The sequence below is a fragment of the Pseudoalteromonas sp. PA2MD11 genome, assembly GCF_017808125.1.
Classification (GTDB): Bacteria; Pseudomonadota; Gammaproteobacteria; order Enterobacterales; family Alteromonadaceae; genus Pseudoalteromonas; species Pseudoalteromonas simplex.
The window spans coordinates 1-18,318 of record NZ_JADKNF010000019.1 but is presented as its reverse complement, the minus strand read 5'-3'; the positions used below and the strand labels follow the sequence as shown (position 1 = coordinate 18,318).

Annotated in this window: 14 protein-coding genes; 6 read left to right on the top strand and 8 right to left on the bottom strand. The window is 40.7% G+C overall.

Annotated elements, in window-relative coordinates; genetic code table 11:
- Positions 1–13 precede the first annotated feature (13 nt).
- The 3 genes from fre to ISP07_RS17530 all read right to left on the bottom strand — a co-directional run bounded on the left by fre (position 14) and on the right by ISP07_RS17530 (position 2,654).
- Complete coding sequence (gene fre, locus ISP07_RS17540) at positions 14–727, bottom strand: NAD(P)H-flavin reductase (RefSeq protein ID WP_138618739.1); 714 nt, start codon at positions 725–727, stop codon at positions 14–16.
- 87 nt (positions 728–814) lie between these two features.
- Positions 815–2,281 carry a 4-hydroxy-3-polyprenylbenzoate decarboxylase gene (gene ubiD / locus ISP07_RS17535; RefSeq protein ID WP_138618737.1) on the bottom strand — a complete coding sequence of 489 codons (1,467 nt, stop codon included), beginning with the start codon at positions 2,279–2,281 and terminating at the stop codon, positions 815–817.
- Positions 2,282–2,366: 85 nt separating this feature from the next.
- Positions 2,367–2,654: an MliC family protein gene (locus ISP07_RS17530; RefSeq protein ID WP_054554672.1), complete on the bottom strand. Its 288-nt coding sequence runs from the start codon at positions 2,652–2,654 to the stop codon at positions 2,367–2,369.
- Between the two features lie 113 nt (positions 2,655–2,767).
- Between ISP07_RS17530 and ISP07_RS17525 the strand changes: the two genes are divergently transcribed.
- Positions 2,768–3,673 (top strand): DUF808 domain-containing protein, encoded by a 906-nt coding sequence (locus tag ISP07_RS17525; RefSeq protein WP_209328400.1) that lies wholly within the window; start codon positions 2,768–2,770, stop codon positions 3,671–3,673.
- A gap of 110 nt (positions 3,674–3,783) precedes the next feature.
- Positions 3,784–5,742: an alpha/beta hydrolase family protein gene (locus tag ISP07_RS17520; protein WP_209328399.1), complete on the top strand. Its 1,959-nt coding sequence runs from the start codon at positions 3,784–3,786 to the stop codon at positions 5,740–5,742.
- Between the two features lie 311 nt (positions 5,743–6,053).
- Here the strand turns inward: ISP07_RS17520 and ISP07_RS17515 are convergent, their stop codons facing one another.
- Positions 6,054–7,010 (bottom strand): tetratricopeptide repeat protein, encoded by a 957-nt coding sequence (locus ISP07_RS17515; RefSeq protein ID WP_209328398.1) that lies wholly within the window; start codon positions 7,008–7,010, stop codon positions 6,054–6,056.
- Positions 7,011–7,197: 187 nt separating this feature from the next.
- Here ISP07_RS17515 and dbpA point away from each other — a divergent pair, with 187 nt between their 5' ends.
- Complete coding sequence (gene dbpA / locus ISP07_RS17510) at positions 7,198–8,586, top strand: ATP-dependent RNA helicase DbpA (protein WP_054554675.1); 1,389 nt, start codon at positions 7,198–7,200, stop codon at positions 8,584–8,586.
- 9 nt (positions 8,587–8,595) lie between these two features.
- Here the strand turns inward: dbpA and ISP07_RS17505 are convergent, their stop codons facing one another.
- Positions 8,596–9,177: a DNA-J related domain-containing protein gene (locus tag ISP07_RS17505; protein ID WP_209328397.1), complete on the bottom strand. Its 582-nt coding sequence runs from the start codon at positions 9,175–9,177 to the stop codon at positions 8,596–8,598.
- A gap of 219 nt (positions 9,178–9,396) precedes the next feature.
- Here ISP07_RS17505 and ISP07_RS17500 point away from each other — a divergent pair, with 219 nt between their 5' ends.
- On the top strand, positions 9,397–12,156 hold the full coding sequence (locus ISP07_RS17500) for a tetratricopeptide repeat protein (RefSeq protein WP_228290671.1): 2,760 nt from the start codon (positions 9,397–9,399) through the stop codon (positions 12,154–12,156).
- Here the strand turns inward: ISP07_RS17500 and ISP07_RS20625 are convergent.
- The 3 genes from ISP07_RS20625 to trxA all read right to left on the bottom strand — a co-directional run bounded on the left by ISP07_RS20625 (position 12,129) and on the right by trxA (position 15,309).
- Complete coding sequence (locus ISP07_RS20625) at positions 12,129–13,379, bottom strand: methyl-accepting chemotaxis protein (RefSeq protein ID WP_209328395.1); 1,251 nt, start codon at positions 13,377–13,379, stop codon at positions 12,129–12,131. The genes ISP07_RS17500 and ISP07_RS20625 overlap by 28 nt on opposite strands.
- Positions 13,380–13,541: 162 nt before the next feature.
- Positions 13,542–14,801: a transcription termination factor Rho gene (gene rho, locus ISP07_RS17490; protein WP_054554678.1), complete on the bottom strand. Its 1,260-nt coding sequence runs from the start codon at positions 14,799–14,801 to the stop codon at positions 13,542–13,544.
- Between the two features lie 181 nt (positions 14,802–14,982).
- Complete coding sequence (gene trxA / locus ISP07_RS17485; RefSeq protein ID WP_054554679.1) at positions 14,983–15,309, bottom strand: thioredoxin TrxA; 327 nt, start codon at positions 15,307–15,309, stop codon at positions 14,983–14,985.
- A gap of 90 nt (positions 15,310–15,399) precedes the next feature.
- On the opposite strand from trxA, the gene rhlB reads away from it, so the two are divergent.
- Positions 15,400–16,674 (top strand): ATP-dependent RNA helicase RhlB, encoded by a 1,275-nt coding sequence (gene rhlB / locus ISP07_RS17480; protein WP_054554680.1) that lies wholly within the window; start codon positions 15,400–15,402, stop codon positions 16,672–16,674.
- Positions 16,675–16,722: 48 nt separating this feature from the next.
- Positions 16,723–18,216, top strand: coding sequence for a guanosine-5'-triphosphate,3'-diphosphate diphosphatase (gene gppA, locus ISP07_RS17475; protein WP_209328394.1), 1,494 nt, complete (start codon positions 16,723–16,725; stop codon positions 18,214–18,216).
- The last annotated feature ends 102 nt before the right edge of the window (positions 18,217–18,318 follow it).

Below are 18,318 nucleotides of genomic sequence, written 5' to 3'. Positions count from 1 at the left end.
CTGTATGAGTTAGTTATTTAATGAATGCAAATGCATCGGCGTACATGTTCTCACGTACCGCACCATGGTTAATAAAATCATCGCGAACCACGCCAATCATGTCGAAGCGGCCTGCCATGTAAATATCGTATGGTTCTAAAGACACGATATCTGCCATAACGGCCTTGTGGACGTAACCGGTTTTGCCAGTCCAGCTTTGCGGCGCATTTTCAACCACTGGAATGTATTGGAAATGTGGGTTGCTGTTTGCCCATGCTTGCATTTCATCATGAGCATAAAGCGCAGCTTGCTCACGAACACCCCAGTAAAATAATACAGGGCGCTCACAGCCAATTTCAGCAAGGTGATCAGCCATTGATTTGGCATAAGAAAAACCAGTACCGCCAGCAAGTAGAATAATTGGGCGCTCACCCTCAACTCGCAGCTGTGATACACCTAAACCCACTTCAACATTAACTTGCTGTTGCTCTGTATGTGCTTGACGTAAATGATCAAGCGCTTGCATTGCATACGAATCAGCACCTGCGGCACCAATATGTAGTTCAATTTGGTCAGTTTGCGAAGGGCGGCTTGCAATAGAAAAGGCACGCTTATCTTTTTCGCCTAATACAAGTTGCATATATTGGCCTGCCTCGAATGACACAGGTTGCTGTGGTTTCAAAATGACCTTATGTACGTGGTCTGTAAGCGGGCTGATCGCAACAACGTCAGCGAGTAATGTTTGCATAGTTTACCTTTATAAGCACAGAAGCAAATTCGGTTATGAATCGCACTCATAACCGTTAAATTTTGAGCAGTTTAACATAGTCACAGCCTAGAGAATATCTAAGCTGTCCCATAATTCATCAACACGTTCTTTGATTTTTGGATCCATAACAATGGGCTCACCCCATTCACGATCTGTTTCGCCTGGCCATTTATTGGTTGCATCCATGCCCATTTTTGAGCCAAGGCCCGAAACTGGCGATGCAAAATCTAAATAATCAATTGGCGTGTTTTCGATCATCGTCGTATCGCGAGCAGGGTCCATACGCGTTGTAATGGCCCAGATCACGTCGTTCCAATCACGTGCGTTTACATCATCATCGCAAACAATCACGAACTTGGTATACATGAATTGACGTAAGAAAGACCACACCCCCATCATCACGCGCTTGGCATGACCTGGGTATTGTTTTTTCATCGTGACCACAGCCATACGATAAGAACAGCCTTCAGGTGGTAGATAAAAATCTACAATTTCAGGGAATTGCTTTTGCAGAATTGGTACGAACACTTCGTTCAATGCAACCCCGAGTACTGCTGGCTCATCTGGTGGACGGCCAGTGTAAGTGCTGTGATAAATTGGGTTTTCACGATGTGTAATGTGAGTGACCGTCATCACCGGAAACTCGTCTACTTCGTTGTAGTAACCTGTGTGGTCGCCATAAGGGCCTTCTGGTGCTGTTTCACCTGGCATAATATAACCTTCAAGCACGAACTCTGCGGTAGCAGGCACTTGTAGGTCATTTGAAACCGATTTAACAACTTCAGTTTTACTACCGCGTAGTAAACCAGCAAATGCATATTCGCTTAGGGTGTCTGGTACTGGTGTTACAGCGCCTAAGATTGTCGCAGGATCGGCACCTAATGCGACAGATACAGGGTAAGGTTCGCCTGGGTGCTCTTTACACCATTCACGAAAATCTAATGCGCCACCGCGGTGCGATAGCCAACGCATAATAATTTTGTTTTTACCCAATAGCTGCTGACGGTAAATGCCTAAGTTTTGGCGCTTTTTATAAGGCCCTTTGGTAACCGTTAGACCCCATGTGATCAAGGGAGCAGCATCACCCGGCCAGCAATGTTGGATAGGCAGCTTAGTTAAGTCAACATTATCGCCTTCAAGTATAACTTGCTGACAAGGCGCTTTTTTTACTTCTTTAGCTGGCATATTCAGTACTTGTTTGAATACTGGGATTTGCCCTAGTGCCTCTTTAATGCCTTTTGGTGGCTCAGGCTCTTTTAGAAAAGCTAATAACTTACCAACTTCGCGCAGTTCACTGACATCATCTTGGCCCATACCCATAGCTACACGTTTGGGCGTACCAAAAAGGTTAGCAAGAACGGGAATGGTGTGACCTTTAGGGTTTTCGAATAACAGAGCAGGGCCTTCTGCACGTAACGTACGGTCGGCAATTTCGGTCATTTCAAGGTAAGGATCAATTTCTTGTTTGATTCGTTTTAACTCACCTTTTTGTTCTAATAACTCGATAAATTCGCGAAGATCTTTGTATTTCATTATAGCCGCTTAAACGCTGAATAAACTGTCGCTATTATACTCAAAACCACTGATTAAGCTAATTTAGCCACGAAAGCTTTTGCTGTTACTGGGTTAAGCTACATTGGTACTTTTTACCTCTTAAAATCAGCATGGCTTCATCGCCTTTAGACCAAAACAGCACATTATCGGCACTGTATTTAACCCCAGAGCCGCTTACTTGGCGATTGAGTAAATATTCACTCTCCTTAAATGTCAGTCTGGCTTCCTCATCATTGTACTCAACGATACTGGCGCTGAGGGTCTCATCGCACAGATAGTTGCTCGGTGCACTTTGCTCAGCACATGCGCACAAGGTAACTAAAGCGAGCCCCGAGAGAAGTGGTTTAATCATAGAAACACCTCTATTTTTGAATGAGCTATAAGCCTAACAAAGAAAAATTAACCGTTGGTGAAAATGGCAGGATAAGTTATGTTGATAGTGTATTTAATGGGCAAGGAACCACCATGGCAGGCACAAATTTACTAACCTTACTTGATGATATTACAACACTTTTAGACGACATTGCGACGATGAGTAAAGTCGCAACAAAAAAAACAGCAGGGGTGTTAGGTGATGACCTCGCGCTTAATGCTCAGCAAGTTACAGGGGTAACTGCCGATAGAGAGTTGCCAGTGGTTTGGGCTGTGGCAAAAGGCTCGTTTATCAACAAAGCCATCTTAGTGCCCGCAGCGTTATTGATTAGTGTTTGGTTGCCTTGGTTAATCACTCCGCTGTTAATGGTTGGCGGGCTGTTTTTGTGTTTTGAAGGTGCAGAGAAAATTATCGAAAAGCTGTTTGGTCACGCTCAACAAGAAGATGAAAGTGTGGTTGAACAACAAGACTTACAAGAATACGAAAAGCAAAAAATCAAAGGAGCAATCCGTACTGATTTTATCCTCTCTGCAGAAATTATAGTGATAACGCTAGGTACGGTTGCTGGCGCAACGCTGGTTAATCAAGCTTTAGTGCTTAGTGTAATCGCAATTATTATGACCATTGGCGTGTATGGGTTAGTTGCAGGCATTGTTAAACTTGATGATGCTGGTTTGTATTTACTGCAAAAAGCGCAGCAAAGTGGCGGTAAAATAAAAGAGCTAGTGGGTAAGTTTTTACTTGCTGCAGCACCTAAGTTAATGCGCTTTTTAGCCTTTGCAGGAACGGTTGCTATGTTCTTAGTTGGCGGTGGCATATTGGTACATGGGATCCCTGTTTTGCATCACGCCCAGCAAGGCAGCACTGAGTTTGTTACGGATTTAGTTGGTAAAACGGGTGAGCTGGCTACGCCGATTATATTTGATGGTTTATTAGGCGTTGTTGCCGGGGTTATCGTTGTGTTAGTGGTTGAACTTTGGCATAAAATTCGTCGCTAAATAGCATCCATTATTGGATTGCTTTGTTAAATTTTTGTAGCAAATATAGGGGCTTTGCTTTATTATTGCTCAGCTAAAAATAACAATTAAATCGTTAAATGGAGTTAATCATGTCTCGATATCTCACTTTTGTGCTGGGACTAGCGTTATTTACGCTATCATTTACCAGCTTCGCTAAACCTGCAAAATTATCAGTAGAAGACTTTAGTAAAGGTAATGACTTTAGTCGTGTAACTATCTCTCCTGATGGCAACTACGTCGCAGCTATAAAAAAACACGAAGGTAAAAATTCACTCATCATTGTTGATACAACCAAGTTTGCAGTAACCCATGCGGTTGCTTTTCCGGGTAATGCACAGGTTGGCGAATACCATTGGGTTAACAATGAACGAGTTATTCTTGAAAAAGAGTATTTAAAAGGTTGGCAAGATACCCCTATTTATTATGGTGAGTTATTTGCCGTGAACGTCGATGGTAGCCGTGGCGCATACGTAATTGGTTATCATGGTGAACAGCAAACTGGTACTCGGTTAAAAAAGCAAACACCAGTTCAAGGAACGTCATACCTTTTAGATCCCCTACTTCATGATGATAAAAAAGTTTTGGTTGTCACTTACCCGTGGACTGCAACCAATGAACCAACTACCGTTGTATATGAAGTCGATGTTTATCGCGGCCTTCGTACTTTAATTACTCGTTCACCAGCACCTATGGGTGAGTTTCTAACAGACCATGATGGTAACGTCCGTATCGCTGAATCGAGTGACGATTACCTCAATGCGACACTTCATGTTCGAGAGCCTGAGGGTGGCTTTTGGAAAGAGCTTGATTTAGAAGGTATTGATTACACCGATATTTCATTAAAGGCATTTGATAAATCAGGTGAGTCTGTATATGCCACTGCATCAAAGGGTGGTGAAGCTGAGAGCGTTATTAAAATTAACCTGAAAACCAAAGAAGTAACGAAAATCTTCCAAGATAAGCATGTGTCACCATCACATATTTGGGTTGATGAAGTTACTAAAGAGTTATTTGCAATAGAAACGGAGGCTGACTACCCAAGCTACTCTTTTGTTGATAGTAACTCAGTAAAGTCTCAGCGTCTTAAAGATATGTTAGGTGCATTGCCTGGTAGTCAAGTGCAGCTAGTCAGCAGTACAGAAGATGATTCAAAAAATATTATTTTCGCATCGAGCGATATAAACCCTGGGCAATATTATCTATATGACGCGAATACCAATAAATTACGAGCGTTATTCTCTGCGCGTGGCTGGATAAACCAAAATGATATGGCGCAAACCACACCACTGCGTTTTAAAAGCCGCGATGGTTTAACAATTCTTGCTTATTTAACTGTGCCAAATGGCAAAGCTGAGAAAAACTTACCTTTAGTTGTTATGCCGCATGGTGGTCCAATTGCACGTGATTACTGGGGTTACGACCCAGAAGTGCAAATGTTAGCAAATAAAGGTATGGCAGTATTAAAGGTTAACTTCCGTGGCTCTGAAGGGTTTGGTGTGAACTTCCAAGAAGCCGGTTATCGTCAGTGGGGGCAAAATATTCAACACGACATTATTGATGGTGTGAAACTATTAATTAATGACGGCACAGTTGATAAGGATAACATTTGTATTATGGGAGCCAGCTTCGGTGGTTACTCTGCACTACAAAGCGCGATTATCGAGCCGGATATGTTCAAGTGTGCAATAGGCCTGATGGGGGTTTACGACTTACCTCTTATGTATGAAGAAGGTGATACGCAAGCCCGAAGCTATGGTGTTAATTACCTTAAAACAGTGATTGGTACTGATGAAGCGGAGTTAAAAGCATTCTCGCCTGCTTATAATGTCGATAAGCTAAAAGCACCTGTGCTTATTGTGCATGGTGGTGAAGACGAACGTGCGCCAATTGAGCAAGCAGAATCATTAGAAGCAGCGTTGAAAAAAGCTAAGCACCCATATGAAATCACTATTCTAGATGATGAAGGCCACGGTTTTTATAAAGAAGAGCACCGCACTCTTTACTATAAAAAAGTATTGGCTTTTTTAGATGATCATTTAAAGCTTTAATGAAAAGTGCCGGCGAGCAAGCTCGCCGGCAAGGATTTAGCACGGGAACGTAAGCGTGCTAGTGTGCAAGGTCTTCCTTTAAGTTATACAAACTCAAAAGATGATTCGTTCATTAAGCAATGAAGCCTAGTTGCAATTTAAAACAGAGCAGGGAGAGTGACTCTGTTATTGCTAATAAGCATTTATAAAACCAACAAAGTAATATAAACACTGCGTCACACAAATATGTTATAACATAATAAAATTAAAGTAAATAGCGAGAGTCATATTATTAGGCTGGTTTCTTCTGTGTGATATTTATGGGTAACAGATTATTGAGTATTCAACTTACTACAATCGTAACTCAAGCATAGCTCTGCGAGCTCAACCTTTGCTTTAGGATTCCCTTGTAAGGTGGCTTTGTTGAGCCAGTAAGCTGCTTTTTCGTTATTCACTTCTGTCCCTTGGCCATCGCGATACATCTGACCCAAGTTTAATTGCCCCCATGAATAACCATTTTCCGCAGACAGGGTAAAACTTTTCAACGCTTCCTCGTATAAGCCATCTTTGAAGTAAGTGATCCCCTCCTGATTATGTTTATCGAGCTTAACGCCCGTATATAAAGGCTTAGGTCTAGGCGGGTGCATAACAAAACCACCAAATAAACTATAAAGCTCAGGTCGCATAATCTTATATATGCTGCCTTCATCATAAAGCTGCTGTATTTGTGATTTACTGAAAGTCAGGGTTTTACTAGAAAAGTAATCATCTTGAACTAGCATGCTGGTTCGCATCGCAATCTCGATGTCTTTATTGTACTTGTAAGTGTAGTTAGCAACTCTAAAAGTCATGTTCTTGTCATCCAATTCAACGAGCTGAGCTACTTTTAGGTTGTTAATGAGTTTTGGTTTGCCAGTAAATTTATCCGAATATACAAAATAGGTATCAAACAACTTTGGCTCGTTTAGGTAAGTTTGCTCGTTCTCAGTTTGTTCATTCGCCCCGATTAATGCTTTTGCTAATAGGTAGACGATGATGAATAGGCCAATAAAGTACTTTATAAACGACGCTAACTCTAAGGTTGGTAATGTATACCAAGGCGCAGGAGTAGCATAGCCACAGTCATCACATTGTCTTTGATAATTAATAGAAAGTGGCATGATGGGCAAAATAGTAAAGCGCAAAACTTTACTGTGATTGCTTAAAGAATAATGTTCACTATGACAGTGAGGGCACGTTTTTTGTTTTTTATAAAAAACATCAGCGGGTGCGGTATTAAATAGAAGCATCGTTTCTTCCTGAATATTGCTATCAATAAACTAGAACAAATGCAGAGAGTTAGAAAGCACCAAACTGTAAGCAAATATGAATTAAATATGCTGAACAATGTTTTCGTTTAGAGAAACAGCCCATTCTCTGCTATGATCCACAGCATCTTCGAGGATGTCCCTCAATTATCAAGTTTGGAATATTACTGTGACCGCTACTGCTTTTTCATCTTTGGCTTTGCCGCAAGAGTTAACCGATAACTTATCAACTTTAGGTTATACGCAAATGACGCCTGTGCAAGCGCAAAGCTTGCCAGTGATCTTGCAAGGCAAAGATATTATTGCCCAAGCTAAAACAGGGTCGGGTAAAACGGCTGCATTTAGTCTAGGTGTGCTGGCTAAGTTAAATGTGAAACGCTTTCGTATTCAGTCTCTCATTTTATGTCCAACCCGAGAATTAGCAGAGCAGGTAGCGGAAGAAGTTCGTAAGCTAGCCCGTGGTATTCATAACATTAAAGTTTTAACCTTATGTGGCGGTGTGTCTATTGGTCCACAAATTGGCTCATTAGAGCATGGTGCGCATATCATTGTTGGCACGCCAGGTCGTGTTGATGACCATATTCGCAAAGGCACATTGCGCTTAAATGATGTTGAAACCTTGGTGTTAGATGAAGCTGATCAAATGCTAGATATGGGTTTCCAAGATACCCTTGATGCTATTGTTGAGAGTATTCCAAATCAACGCCAAACATTATTGTTTAGTGCTACTTACCCAAAATCAATTGCTGCGATAGCTGAGCGAGTGCTTAGCAATCCAGAAATGATTAAGGTTGAAGAAGAGCAAACAAAAAGCACAATCAAGCAATACTTTTATAAGCTAGATAACAATAAACAGCGCTTTAATACATTGAAGCTGTTGTTATTAAAGTTCCAGCCAGAAAGCTGTGTGGTTTTTTGTAACACTAAGGTTGAAACTCAACAGATTTGTGATGACCTTTATGCTGAAGGGTTTAGTGCGGTTGCTTTACACGGTGATTTAGATCAACGTGAACGTGAGCGCACTTTAATTCGCTTTGCTAATAAAAGTGCCTGTATTCTGGTTGCAACGGATGTTGCTGCGCGTGGCTTAGATATCAACGATATGGACATGGTAGTGAACTACCACCTCGCGCATGACCCTCAAACCCATGTACACCGTGTTGGTCGTACTGGTCGAGCAGGTAAAAAGGGTATTGCATGTTCTATTTATGGTGAAGCAGAGCAATTTAAAGTGGCACAAATTGGCGACCACTATGAGCGCGACTTTGACCCTGAACCAATTCCGCCATTTAGCTTGCTCGAAAAGCCTGCTTATAAGCCAACCATGGCGACAATTATGATTGATGCTGGCAAGAAGCAAAAAATTCGTGCCGGTGATATTTTAGGTGCATTAACTGGTAAAGAGGGAATTGCCGGTCATCAGGTAGGTAAAATTAACGTACTTGATAATGTGGCCTTTATTGCTGTTGAGCGAGCAGCTGCAAAACCTGCATTACGCAAATTGACCGAAGGTAATATTAAAAAGCGCAAGATCCGTGCGCGACGTTTGAGTCGGTAATCTGGTTAATTATGAGCAGCTAGCTTTAAGTTGCTCATATTCGAGTTGTATTCTCTTAAACTCAATTGCACAGCCTTGGCGGTCTGGGTGGTGTTTTAATGCTAGTTGTCGCCAACGCTTTTGTAACTGTTTTTCCGAAAAATCAGTAGGTAGCTGCCACGCCTGTTGTAATTGTATTAGCTGCTGCTGAGGTAATGAGTGAATGGCCTTTTTTGGGCTAAATGACGAAAAGCGCTGCCAAAAATCAGTTAACAACGTATCAATTTCATCGCTTGTTGTATCAAAGTTTTGCCAATCTAAATAATAACCCCGTAGCGGGTCATGACTTTCTAATGCGTTACTTGTTTGCTTACTAATAAGTTCAATATGTAAAGAGGCAATCTCTAGCTGTTGCTCTGGCGCAAGTTGTGCTTGCAGTTGATACAAGCCATTCATAACTAAAAAGTTGCGTTTAAACAGATCTTTTTGTGGGTCTGCGTCTAATGGTTCTATTTTTCCAGATTCACTAAGTGCGCTGGCAAGCGTATGAACCTTCCAAACAGGCTGTTCCAAAAGGAGGTAAAAAATCTCATCAATCAGTGGGTTAACCATTGTTCGCAAGCCTGACTTTGGTGTAATCTAAATGTGTGTACGCTATCACAGCTAAACAATTGAAACTACAAAGTTGCTCTGAGATAAATATTTAGCATTATAAAATTAGCATAAAAAGCCAAGTATAAGATTAGGGATATTAAATATATGCTCGCACCTACACGTTTAAGCATACTTTGTTCAGCGTTTTTTTGCTGTTTTTTCGTTATGCCCTTCAATTTGGCTGCAAATTCATTATTTGAGCAATTCACACAACAAGAACAATGGGAAGATAAGCATCAACTAGGGTTACAGTTAATTTCACAAGGTTCACTGAGTAATGAGCAAACTCTTGATGTTTATATGCAATTAGCCGATTTAGCATTAGAGAAAGACTTATTTTCTAAAGCAATTGAAAATTACCAAAAAGTTGAGTTATCTACATCATTTGATACCAATCCGGAGCGTTTCTTTCGTGCAATAAAAATGCAAGGAGTGACCTACTATTATCAAGGTTTGATGCAACAGGCGCTAATAGCGTACTTAAAAGCGATAGCTTTTGCTGAAAAAATGCCTGACCCACTAGCTAAAGCCAATTTAATGAGCAATATTGGTCTCGCTTATTTTGATATGTTTAATTTGAATCAAGCTTTAAATTACTACAAACAGGCCAAAGATATTTATGAACAACATGGTAGTGAGCAAGATAAAGCTGATATCTTGCATAACATTGCCGGAATATATATTCGACTTTCAAGTTACGAAGTTGCTCTTGAAATGTACAGAGAAACATTAAATATATTCCAAAGTTTAGGTGATATGGATGGTGTCGCTCAATCCTATGGAAATATGGGGGTAGCTTATTCTGAGCTTGGGCAGTATCAACTCTCTTTGCATTATTATCAGCGTGCTTTGCGCTATTATCAAGAAACTAATAACGCCTATTTCTTGTCTTCTCGCCATGGCAACATTGCTAATGTTTATTTGCGCACGGGTGATTTAGAGCTTGCCTTAAGCCATGCCGAAAAAGCGATTGAGTTTGCAAAAAAAATTGACAACAAAGCCTTAGAGTTGGCTGGCGTGTTGTCACAAGCAAAAATTGAATTGTTACAGAATAAATTAACAAAAGCTGAATCCACTTTAACTACTTCAGTACAGATGGCAAAGGAGTACAAAGACGATTTACGTGTTCAAGATGGTATGGGAATGATGGCTTTAATTAAAGCAGGTCAAGGTGATTTTGCTACAGCCGTTGCGAATTTTGATAAGTTTGTTCGTTCATTTAACTCTGTTCAAAATGCCAAATTATTAAAGTCGATGGGAGAGTTACAAAGCCAGATACAAGCAACTCAGCTCAATCAAGAAATAATCGAACTAAAGCAACGTCAACAAGTACAAGATCTCGAAATGTCCAAACAACGACAGTTGGGCATTATGCTATTCATCTTATTCGTTATGCTGGTGGTAACAGGTATTACTGTATACCGTCGTAGTATTGAAAAAGGCGCTAAAGAGCAGCTTTCTTTAATGGTGGCAAAACGAACAAAAGAACTTGAAGAAACAGCAGAAAAATTGCGCAGAGCTAACGAAATAAAGAGTCAATTTTTAGCAAATATTAGTCACGAAATTCGTACGCCGCTAACTGCAATTTTAGGGCAAACAGATAATTTAATTAATGGTTATTATAAACCAGAGCACTTAAATGATGAACTTGCTGTTATCCAAAAACAAAGTGATCATTTAAAAGAGCTAATAAATGACGTGCTAGATATCAGTAAAATTGAAGCTAACAAGCTAGAGCTTAGCCTAAAAGAGGGGGATTTAGTTCGGTTGCTTACAGATGTCCATTCTATGCTTAGTGGTCAGGCTAAAGATAAAGGGTTGAACTTTGCATTTCATAATGAACTTGGTGAGCAATATTATAGCTTGCTCGACTTTACCCGCATTAAACAAATCCTTATTAACCTGTGTGCAAATGCAATTAAGTTTACAAACCAAGGCGAAGTTGAGTTAAAGGTTTCGCGTGTTGAGCAAGGTGTGTGGTTTTATGTTACCGACACTGGTATTGGCATGAATGCCGAGCAACTGAAGCAAATATTTGACTGCTTTAGCCAAGGTGACAATAGTATTAGTCGCCGTTTCGGTGGTACTGGACTTGGATTAAGTTTATCGCAACAGCTTGCAATGATGATGGGTGGTTATATAAGTGTTGAAAGTGAGCTGAACCAAGGTAGCGTGTTCTCATTTTACTTACCTTGTAAAGAGTATATACCAAGCTCTGACATCATTGAGCCTGCAAAACTCGAACAACATGCTGCCAATGGCTTATCTGGCAAAGTGCTGCTAGCTGAAGATCATCCAGATAACCGCCGTTTAATTTCTCGCTATTTAGAATCCATGGGACTTGAAGTGATTGCTGTAGAAAATGGTGAGCAAGCCGTTGAGCAGTGTTTAAAGGAGTTTCCCGATGTCGTGTTGCTTGATATTCAGATGCCAGTGCTTGATGGTTTAAGTGCGCTTAAACTATTACATGAATGTGGGTTTACACAGCCCGTATATGCGTTAACGGCTAATGCTATTAGTCACGAAATCGACGGTTATCTTCAAGCGGGATTTACAGGTTATCTTGCTAAGCCAATTGATAAAAAGGTGTTTTACACGCAACTTGCTAAGCATTGTAAGAAGGACGCCGTTACAATTAAGTCTCAGCATGATATGAGCGACTTAGTCGCAAGTTTTATTGCAAGTTTCGAGCGCGAAAGCGCCTTAATACAACAGCACTTTGCTGCTGATAAATACTTCGATTTGCAGCAGGATGCGCACCGCATTGGTGGTGCTGCAAAAATGTTTGCGTTAGATGAGGTGGCAGTGAGTGCAATGGCGCTTGAGTCTGCACTAAAACAGCAAAAATTATCAGACTTAACTAGCCTAGTTGCTCAGTTGCTTGAGCAGCTACATTGTGCTGCTGTAAGTCAAAATAACTCAATCTCTCCATCTTGATGATTTTTAGAAGAGTCGCTAGTTTGGATACGATCGCGATTTATACGCTGATTAGTATCGATATCTGGGTGAGCAATATGAAACAAAGACAGTTTGTCATCTATAGCGTGAGCTAAGCTAACTAAATCCTTACTGGACACAGCTTGAATTTGCGAACTTGAAAGTGCGTCTGAGTTTAATTCTACCATTGCATCAATACTAGCCTGGGCTTCGTCAGACATAGTACTTTGTATTGCGACTTGCTCATGAACGCCCTCTGAGTAGTTGCTGATAGCTAACATAGCCTGCTCTATTTTATTTGTTTCTTTTGTCGTTGCATCAGATAACTGTACTGTATTTTCAGCTTCCTTGAGAGCTGTTTGCATCAGTTGATTTGCAAGTTTGGTGCTGTGTTGAATTTTAGCTACCATTTCACGCACTTCTTGGGTCGATTTACTCGTTCGTGCAGCTAAGTTTCTTACTTCATCTGCGACAACTGCAAAGCCTCGACCTTGCTCACCAGCGCGGGCTGCTTCAATTGCCGCGTTTAATGCCAAGAGGTTGGTTTGATCTGCGATGCCATTTATTACATCAATAATTGAGCCTATGGCATCACTGTCTTGTTTAAGTAATAAAATTTGTTCGCTTGTGAGATTTATATTATCAGCAAGTTTGATAAGGCTTGCTTGGCTTTTATCTGAATCAGAACGAGTTTGTTGAACTGATTCTGTCGCAGCCAAAACCGATTGAAAGATTTCTTTCAAGCTATGATCAAGCTTTCTTGACACTTCAATCGTTCGATTTATTGTATTGGCTAAATCAATTCCATGTGCATTTTGTATTGTGGCTTTTTGAGTCATTGAGGCATAGGTGTCTCGCAGAGCATCTGCCATAGGAAGAAGCCGCGCAGATGAAGCCGAAACTTCACTAAGTAAATGCTCGACCATGGTTAGACTTGCATTTAAAGCGTGACAGACCTCAGGTAATTGGCTGTCACTTTCATTAAACCGAAAAGTGAAGTCGATGCCATCTTTCGTTGTTATACAAGATACAAAATATTTAAGGTAGTCCTTTTGTTTGTCATTATTTTTATGTAGATAAATGATTAATAGCGACCAAGGAATGGCTGAAACTAAGCCAAAAATGACTATTTCTTTAATAGATGAGTTTAAAATGATAAAGCTGGTAATACTGCCAATTAAGCTAACTACAAATAGAATAATTGCAATTTTTAAATGCGACATAGAGGATCCTTACCTTTATATCTAATCATTTATAGAACAATTATTCTTCAAATACCAATAAACTTATTCTGTAAAAGTATAACTTTTAAAGTGTTATGTCCTCAGTTTTAGGCAAAAAAAATGCCTGTATTAAACAGGCATTTTTTAAAAACTCAGTAATCGTTACTGTCGTTTCATTGAGTCAAAGAATTCATCATTGGTTTTGCTCATCGAAAGCTTATCAATTAAGAATTCCATGGCGTCAATTTCTGACATCTCATGAACGATCTTACGTAAGATCCACATCTTTTGTAGTTCATCAGGTTTAGTAAGTAACTCTTCGCGACGCGTACCTGAGCGGTTAAAGTCAATCGCTGGGAATACACGCTTTTCGGCAATCTTACGATTTAAGTGTAATTCCATGTTACCTGTACCTTTGAACTCCTCATAGATAACTTCGTCCATCTTCGAACCAGTATCGATAAGAGCCGTTGCGATAATTGTTAAGCTACCGCCTTCTTCTACGTTACGAGCTGCACCAAAGAAACGCTTTGGTTTGTGTAATGCGTTTGCATCAACACCACCGGTTAATACCTTACCTGATGAAGGGATCACCGTATTATAGGCACGAGCAAGACGTGTGATTGAATCAAGTAAGATAACCACGTCTTTTTTATGCTCAACAAGGCGTTTTGCTTTTTCAATTACCATCTCGGCAACTTGAACGTGACGACTCGCCGGTTCATCGAACGTTGAGGCAACTACTTCACCTTTTACAAGGCGCTGCATCTCTGTAACTTCCTCTGGACGTTCGTCGATAAGAAGAACCATCAGTTCACAATCAGGCTGGTTGTAGCTGATCGATTGCGCAATGTTTTGCAGTAGCATGGTTTTACCCGCTTTCGGCGGAGCAACGATAAGCGCACGTTGACCTTTACCAATTGGTGATGCTAAATCAAGTACACGTGCTGTGATGTCTTCAGTGCTACCGTTACCACGCTCCATACGTAAACGTTCGTTTGCGTGTAGTGGGGTAAGGTTTTCAAATAGGATTTTTGTGCGAGAGTTTTCAGGTTTGTCGAAGTTTACTTCATTTACTTTTAATAGTGCGAAGTAACGTTCGCCGTCTTTAGGTGGACGAATAAGGCCTGAAATTGAGTCACCAGTACGCATGCTGAATCGACGGATTTGACTCGGTGATACATAAATATCATCTGGGCCGGCTAAGTAAGATGCTTCTGATGATCTTAAGAAACCAAAACCATCTTGTAAGATCTCTAGTACACCGCCGCCATAGATGTTTTCACCGCTTTTAGCGTGCGCTTTAAGGATGGCGAAAATGATGTCTTGTTTTCTTAAACGGGCTACGTTTTCGAGCCCCATGGACTCAGCTAAGTTTACAAGCTCTTTTATAGACTTGTCTTTTAATTCGCGTAAATGCATATTGGTGGGTTCTTTATTACAATTGTCATACTCAAAATCATCGTTTGATACATGAGTGAGGTTTGTTGGTATAACTAAGGATTAGTTGGCTTTATAAACTAGCAGGTCACTAGCAAGGCGTCCAGTCTTTAAACAAAATAAAGCTAAAAAAAGGGCAAAAAGCCCTTTTTTTATATTTTCATTAGATGTTGTTTTCTAAAAACTCTACTAATTGAGTCTTAGAAAGAGCACCAACTTTAGTTGCTGCAACTTGGCCATCTTTGAAAAGAAGTAATGTAGGGATACCACGGATACCGAACTTTGGTGGTGTGCCTGCATTCTGGTCGATGTTAAGTTTACCAACGGTAACTCGGCCATCAAACTCGCCAGCTACTTCGTCAAGAATAGGGGCGATCATTTTACAAGGTCCGCACCATTCAGCCCAAAAATCAACAAGTACAGGTTTGTCTGATTGTAGTACGTCAGCTTCAAAGCTATCGTCAGTTAATTGAATAATTTTCTCGCTCATTGCGATCTCCGATTAGTTAGGCGAAATATTTAATGCGTATTTAAACACTCTTGTTTCTTATTGCAAGTTTAAACGTTATGCTTAAACGCTATGACTAAGACACATTTGACCGATAAAAAGTTTTCAGACTTTGCTATCGCACCGGAAGTGGTTGCCGGTTTAACCGAAAATGGGTTTGAATATTGCACACCCATTCAAGCAAAATGCCTACCTTTTATTTGTGAAGGCCGCGATATTGCGGGCCAAGCGCAAACAGGTACGGGCAAAACGTTGGCGTTTTTAACCGCCACGTGCCATCGGTTATTACAATCTAGCAAAGCATCTAGTAAACATCCAAGAGCCCTGATCATGGCCCCAACAAGGGAGCTGGCGATTCAGATACACAAAGATGCAAAAATTTTAGCGCCACACTGTAATCTTAACTTAGGATTAGTATATGGTGGCGAAGATTACGAAAAACAACGTGCACAATTAGAAAAAGGCGTTGATATTTTAATTGGGACTACTGGACGCCTTATCGATTTATACAAGCAGGGCTGTTATACCCTCAATGAAATCGAGGTTGTAGTGCTTGATGAAGCAGATCGTATGTTCGATTTAGGCTTTATAAAAGATATTCGTTATATGTTTAGACGTATGCCAGAAACGTCTGAGCGATTAAACCTATTATTCTCTGCAACCTTGTCATATCGTGTGCAGGAATTAGCGTTTGAACATATGACTAACCCTGAGCACGTACAAGTTGAGCCTGATGTAAAAACAGGTAAGCGTATTCAAGAAGAGCTATTCCATCCATCGCAAGATGACAAAATTAAGTTACTGTTAACTTTAATTGAAGAAGAATGGCCAGATAAAGCGATTGTGTTTGCAAATACGAAACACAGTTGTGAGAATGTTTATGCATGGATGAAAGCCGATGGTCACCGAGTTGGATTATTAACCGGTGATGTAAACCAGAAAAAGCGTCAATCAATTTTGGCTCAATTTACCAAAGGCGATTTAGACTTTTTAGTAGCAACAGACGTTGCAGCTCGTGGTTTGCATATCCCAGAAGTAAGTCATGTATTTAATTTTGATTTGCCAGATGATTGTGAAGACTATGTACACCGTATTGGTCGTACAGGACGTGCAGGTGCATCAGGACACGCTATTAGCTTTGCCTGTGAACAGTATGCCTATAATCTCCACGAAATTGAGCAATATATAGAACACAGCATTCCATTATCACATTATGATAAAAGTGCATTGCTTGATGATTTAACTAAGCCTACTATTCAGAAAAAGCGGAACTATTCTACAGGCCCACGTAATCGTAATAACAACGGACGTCGACCAAATAATAGTTACCAGAAATCACGGTCGTGATAAACGACCGTTATTGAAGACTTAGTAGTAACTAGAGGTTTTTGAACGGTGGGGCAACTTCAACCGCAAAAAAATGTGTATGCAGTAATCGACTTAGGATCAAATAGCTTTCATATGCTGATCGCTAAATCGATTGCTGGCGGTCTACAAACGATCGGTCGAGTCAAACGTAAAGTAAGGCTTGCTGCAGGGCTTGATGAAAACAACGTCCTTAGCACTGAAGCCATGCAACGAGGTTGGGAATGCCTAGCCTTGTTTGCTGAGCGTCTGCAAGACATACCAAAGAAAAACATCACAATTGTTGCGACCGCAACTTTACGTCTTGCTACTAATGCTGAAGTATTCAAGCATAAAGCTGAACAGATCCTTGGTCATAAAATCAATGTTATCAGCGGTGAGCTAGAAGCTAAGACAATCTATAAAGGTGTGGCGCATACCTCTGCTTGTAGCGGTAAACAACTGGTTATCGATATTGGCGGAGCCAGTACCGAAGTTGTTATTGGTCAGGGTTTTGATGCACTGCATTATAAAAGCCTGCACATGGGCTGTGTTACCTTCCTAGAACGCTACTTCAAAGATCAAAAGCTCAGTAACGAAAATTTTGCTGCTGCAATTAAAGCGGCAAGTGAAGTGGTTGCAGAAATTGTCGATGAATACCAAGCAACTGGATGGCAAATTGCGAGCGGCGCGTCAGGCACAGTGCAAGCGATCCAAGAAATCATGGTTGCACAAAACCAAGATGAGCTTTTAACGCTTGATAAACTTCTCGCTATTAAAGAGCAATCAGTGCAATTTGAAACGATTGCTGATCTTGAGCTTGCTGGCTTGAGTGAAGAGCGCCGCCTAGTGTTTGTTTCTGGCCTCGCTATATTAATCGCCTTGTTTGAATCGTTAGATATAAAACAAATGGGTCTTGCGCGCGGCGCATTGCGTGAAGGTGTTTTATATAGCATGGTGCCAGAGCTTCATAACCACGACATCCGCAAGCGTACAGTTGATGGTTTAATGAATCGCTATCATGTAGATCAAAAACAGGCTTGTCGTGTTGCGCAACTTGCGGAGCAGTTGGCTAAAAGCGTGATGGGGCAATGGCAATCGATCGATGAAAATGCAATTGCATTGCTAAGGACAGTAGCAAAATTGCACGAGATAGGCTTACTAATAGAGTATAAGCTTTATCATAAGCACACGGCTTACATTATAGAAAACACAGATATGCCAGGATTCTCGCAATCTGAGCATAAACTGATTACTGCTGTTGCTAGTGAGCATCGCGCTGATCTTGTTAAAAACAGTTTTGCTCACTTGGGCTGTCATCAAGTACTCGCAGAATACTTAACAAGAGTTGTGCGGGTCGCTGTGATCTTATCAATGCGTCGCCAAGATGATGTACTACCAGCGATTGATCTCAGTGTTAATGAAAACACCCTTACACTGACATTTGATGGTGATTGGTTAAAATATCACCCATTAATGGCCAGTGAGCTGCAACTAGAGTCCAAGCTACAAGCAAAAGTAGGTTGGAAGCTCATAGTAAAATAACGTTAAAAGGCCCTTCGGGGCCTTTTTTAGTGCTATTTTTACCCGTTTCGTTCGTATTTTGCGCGAACAGTCATTTTTTTCATAAAAACTTCAAAAAACAGT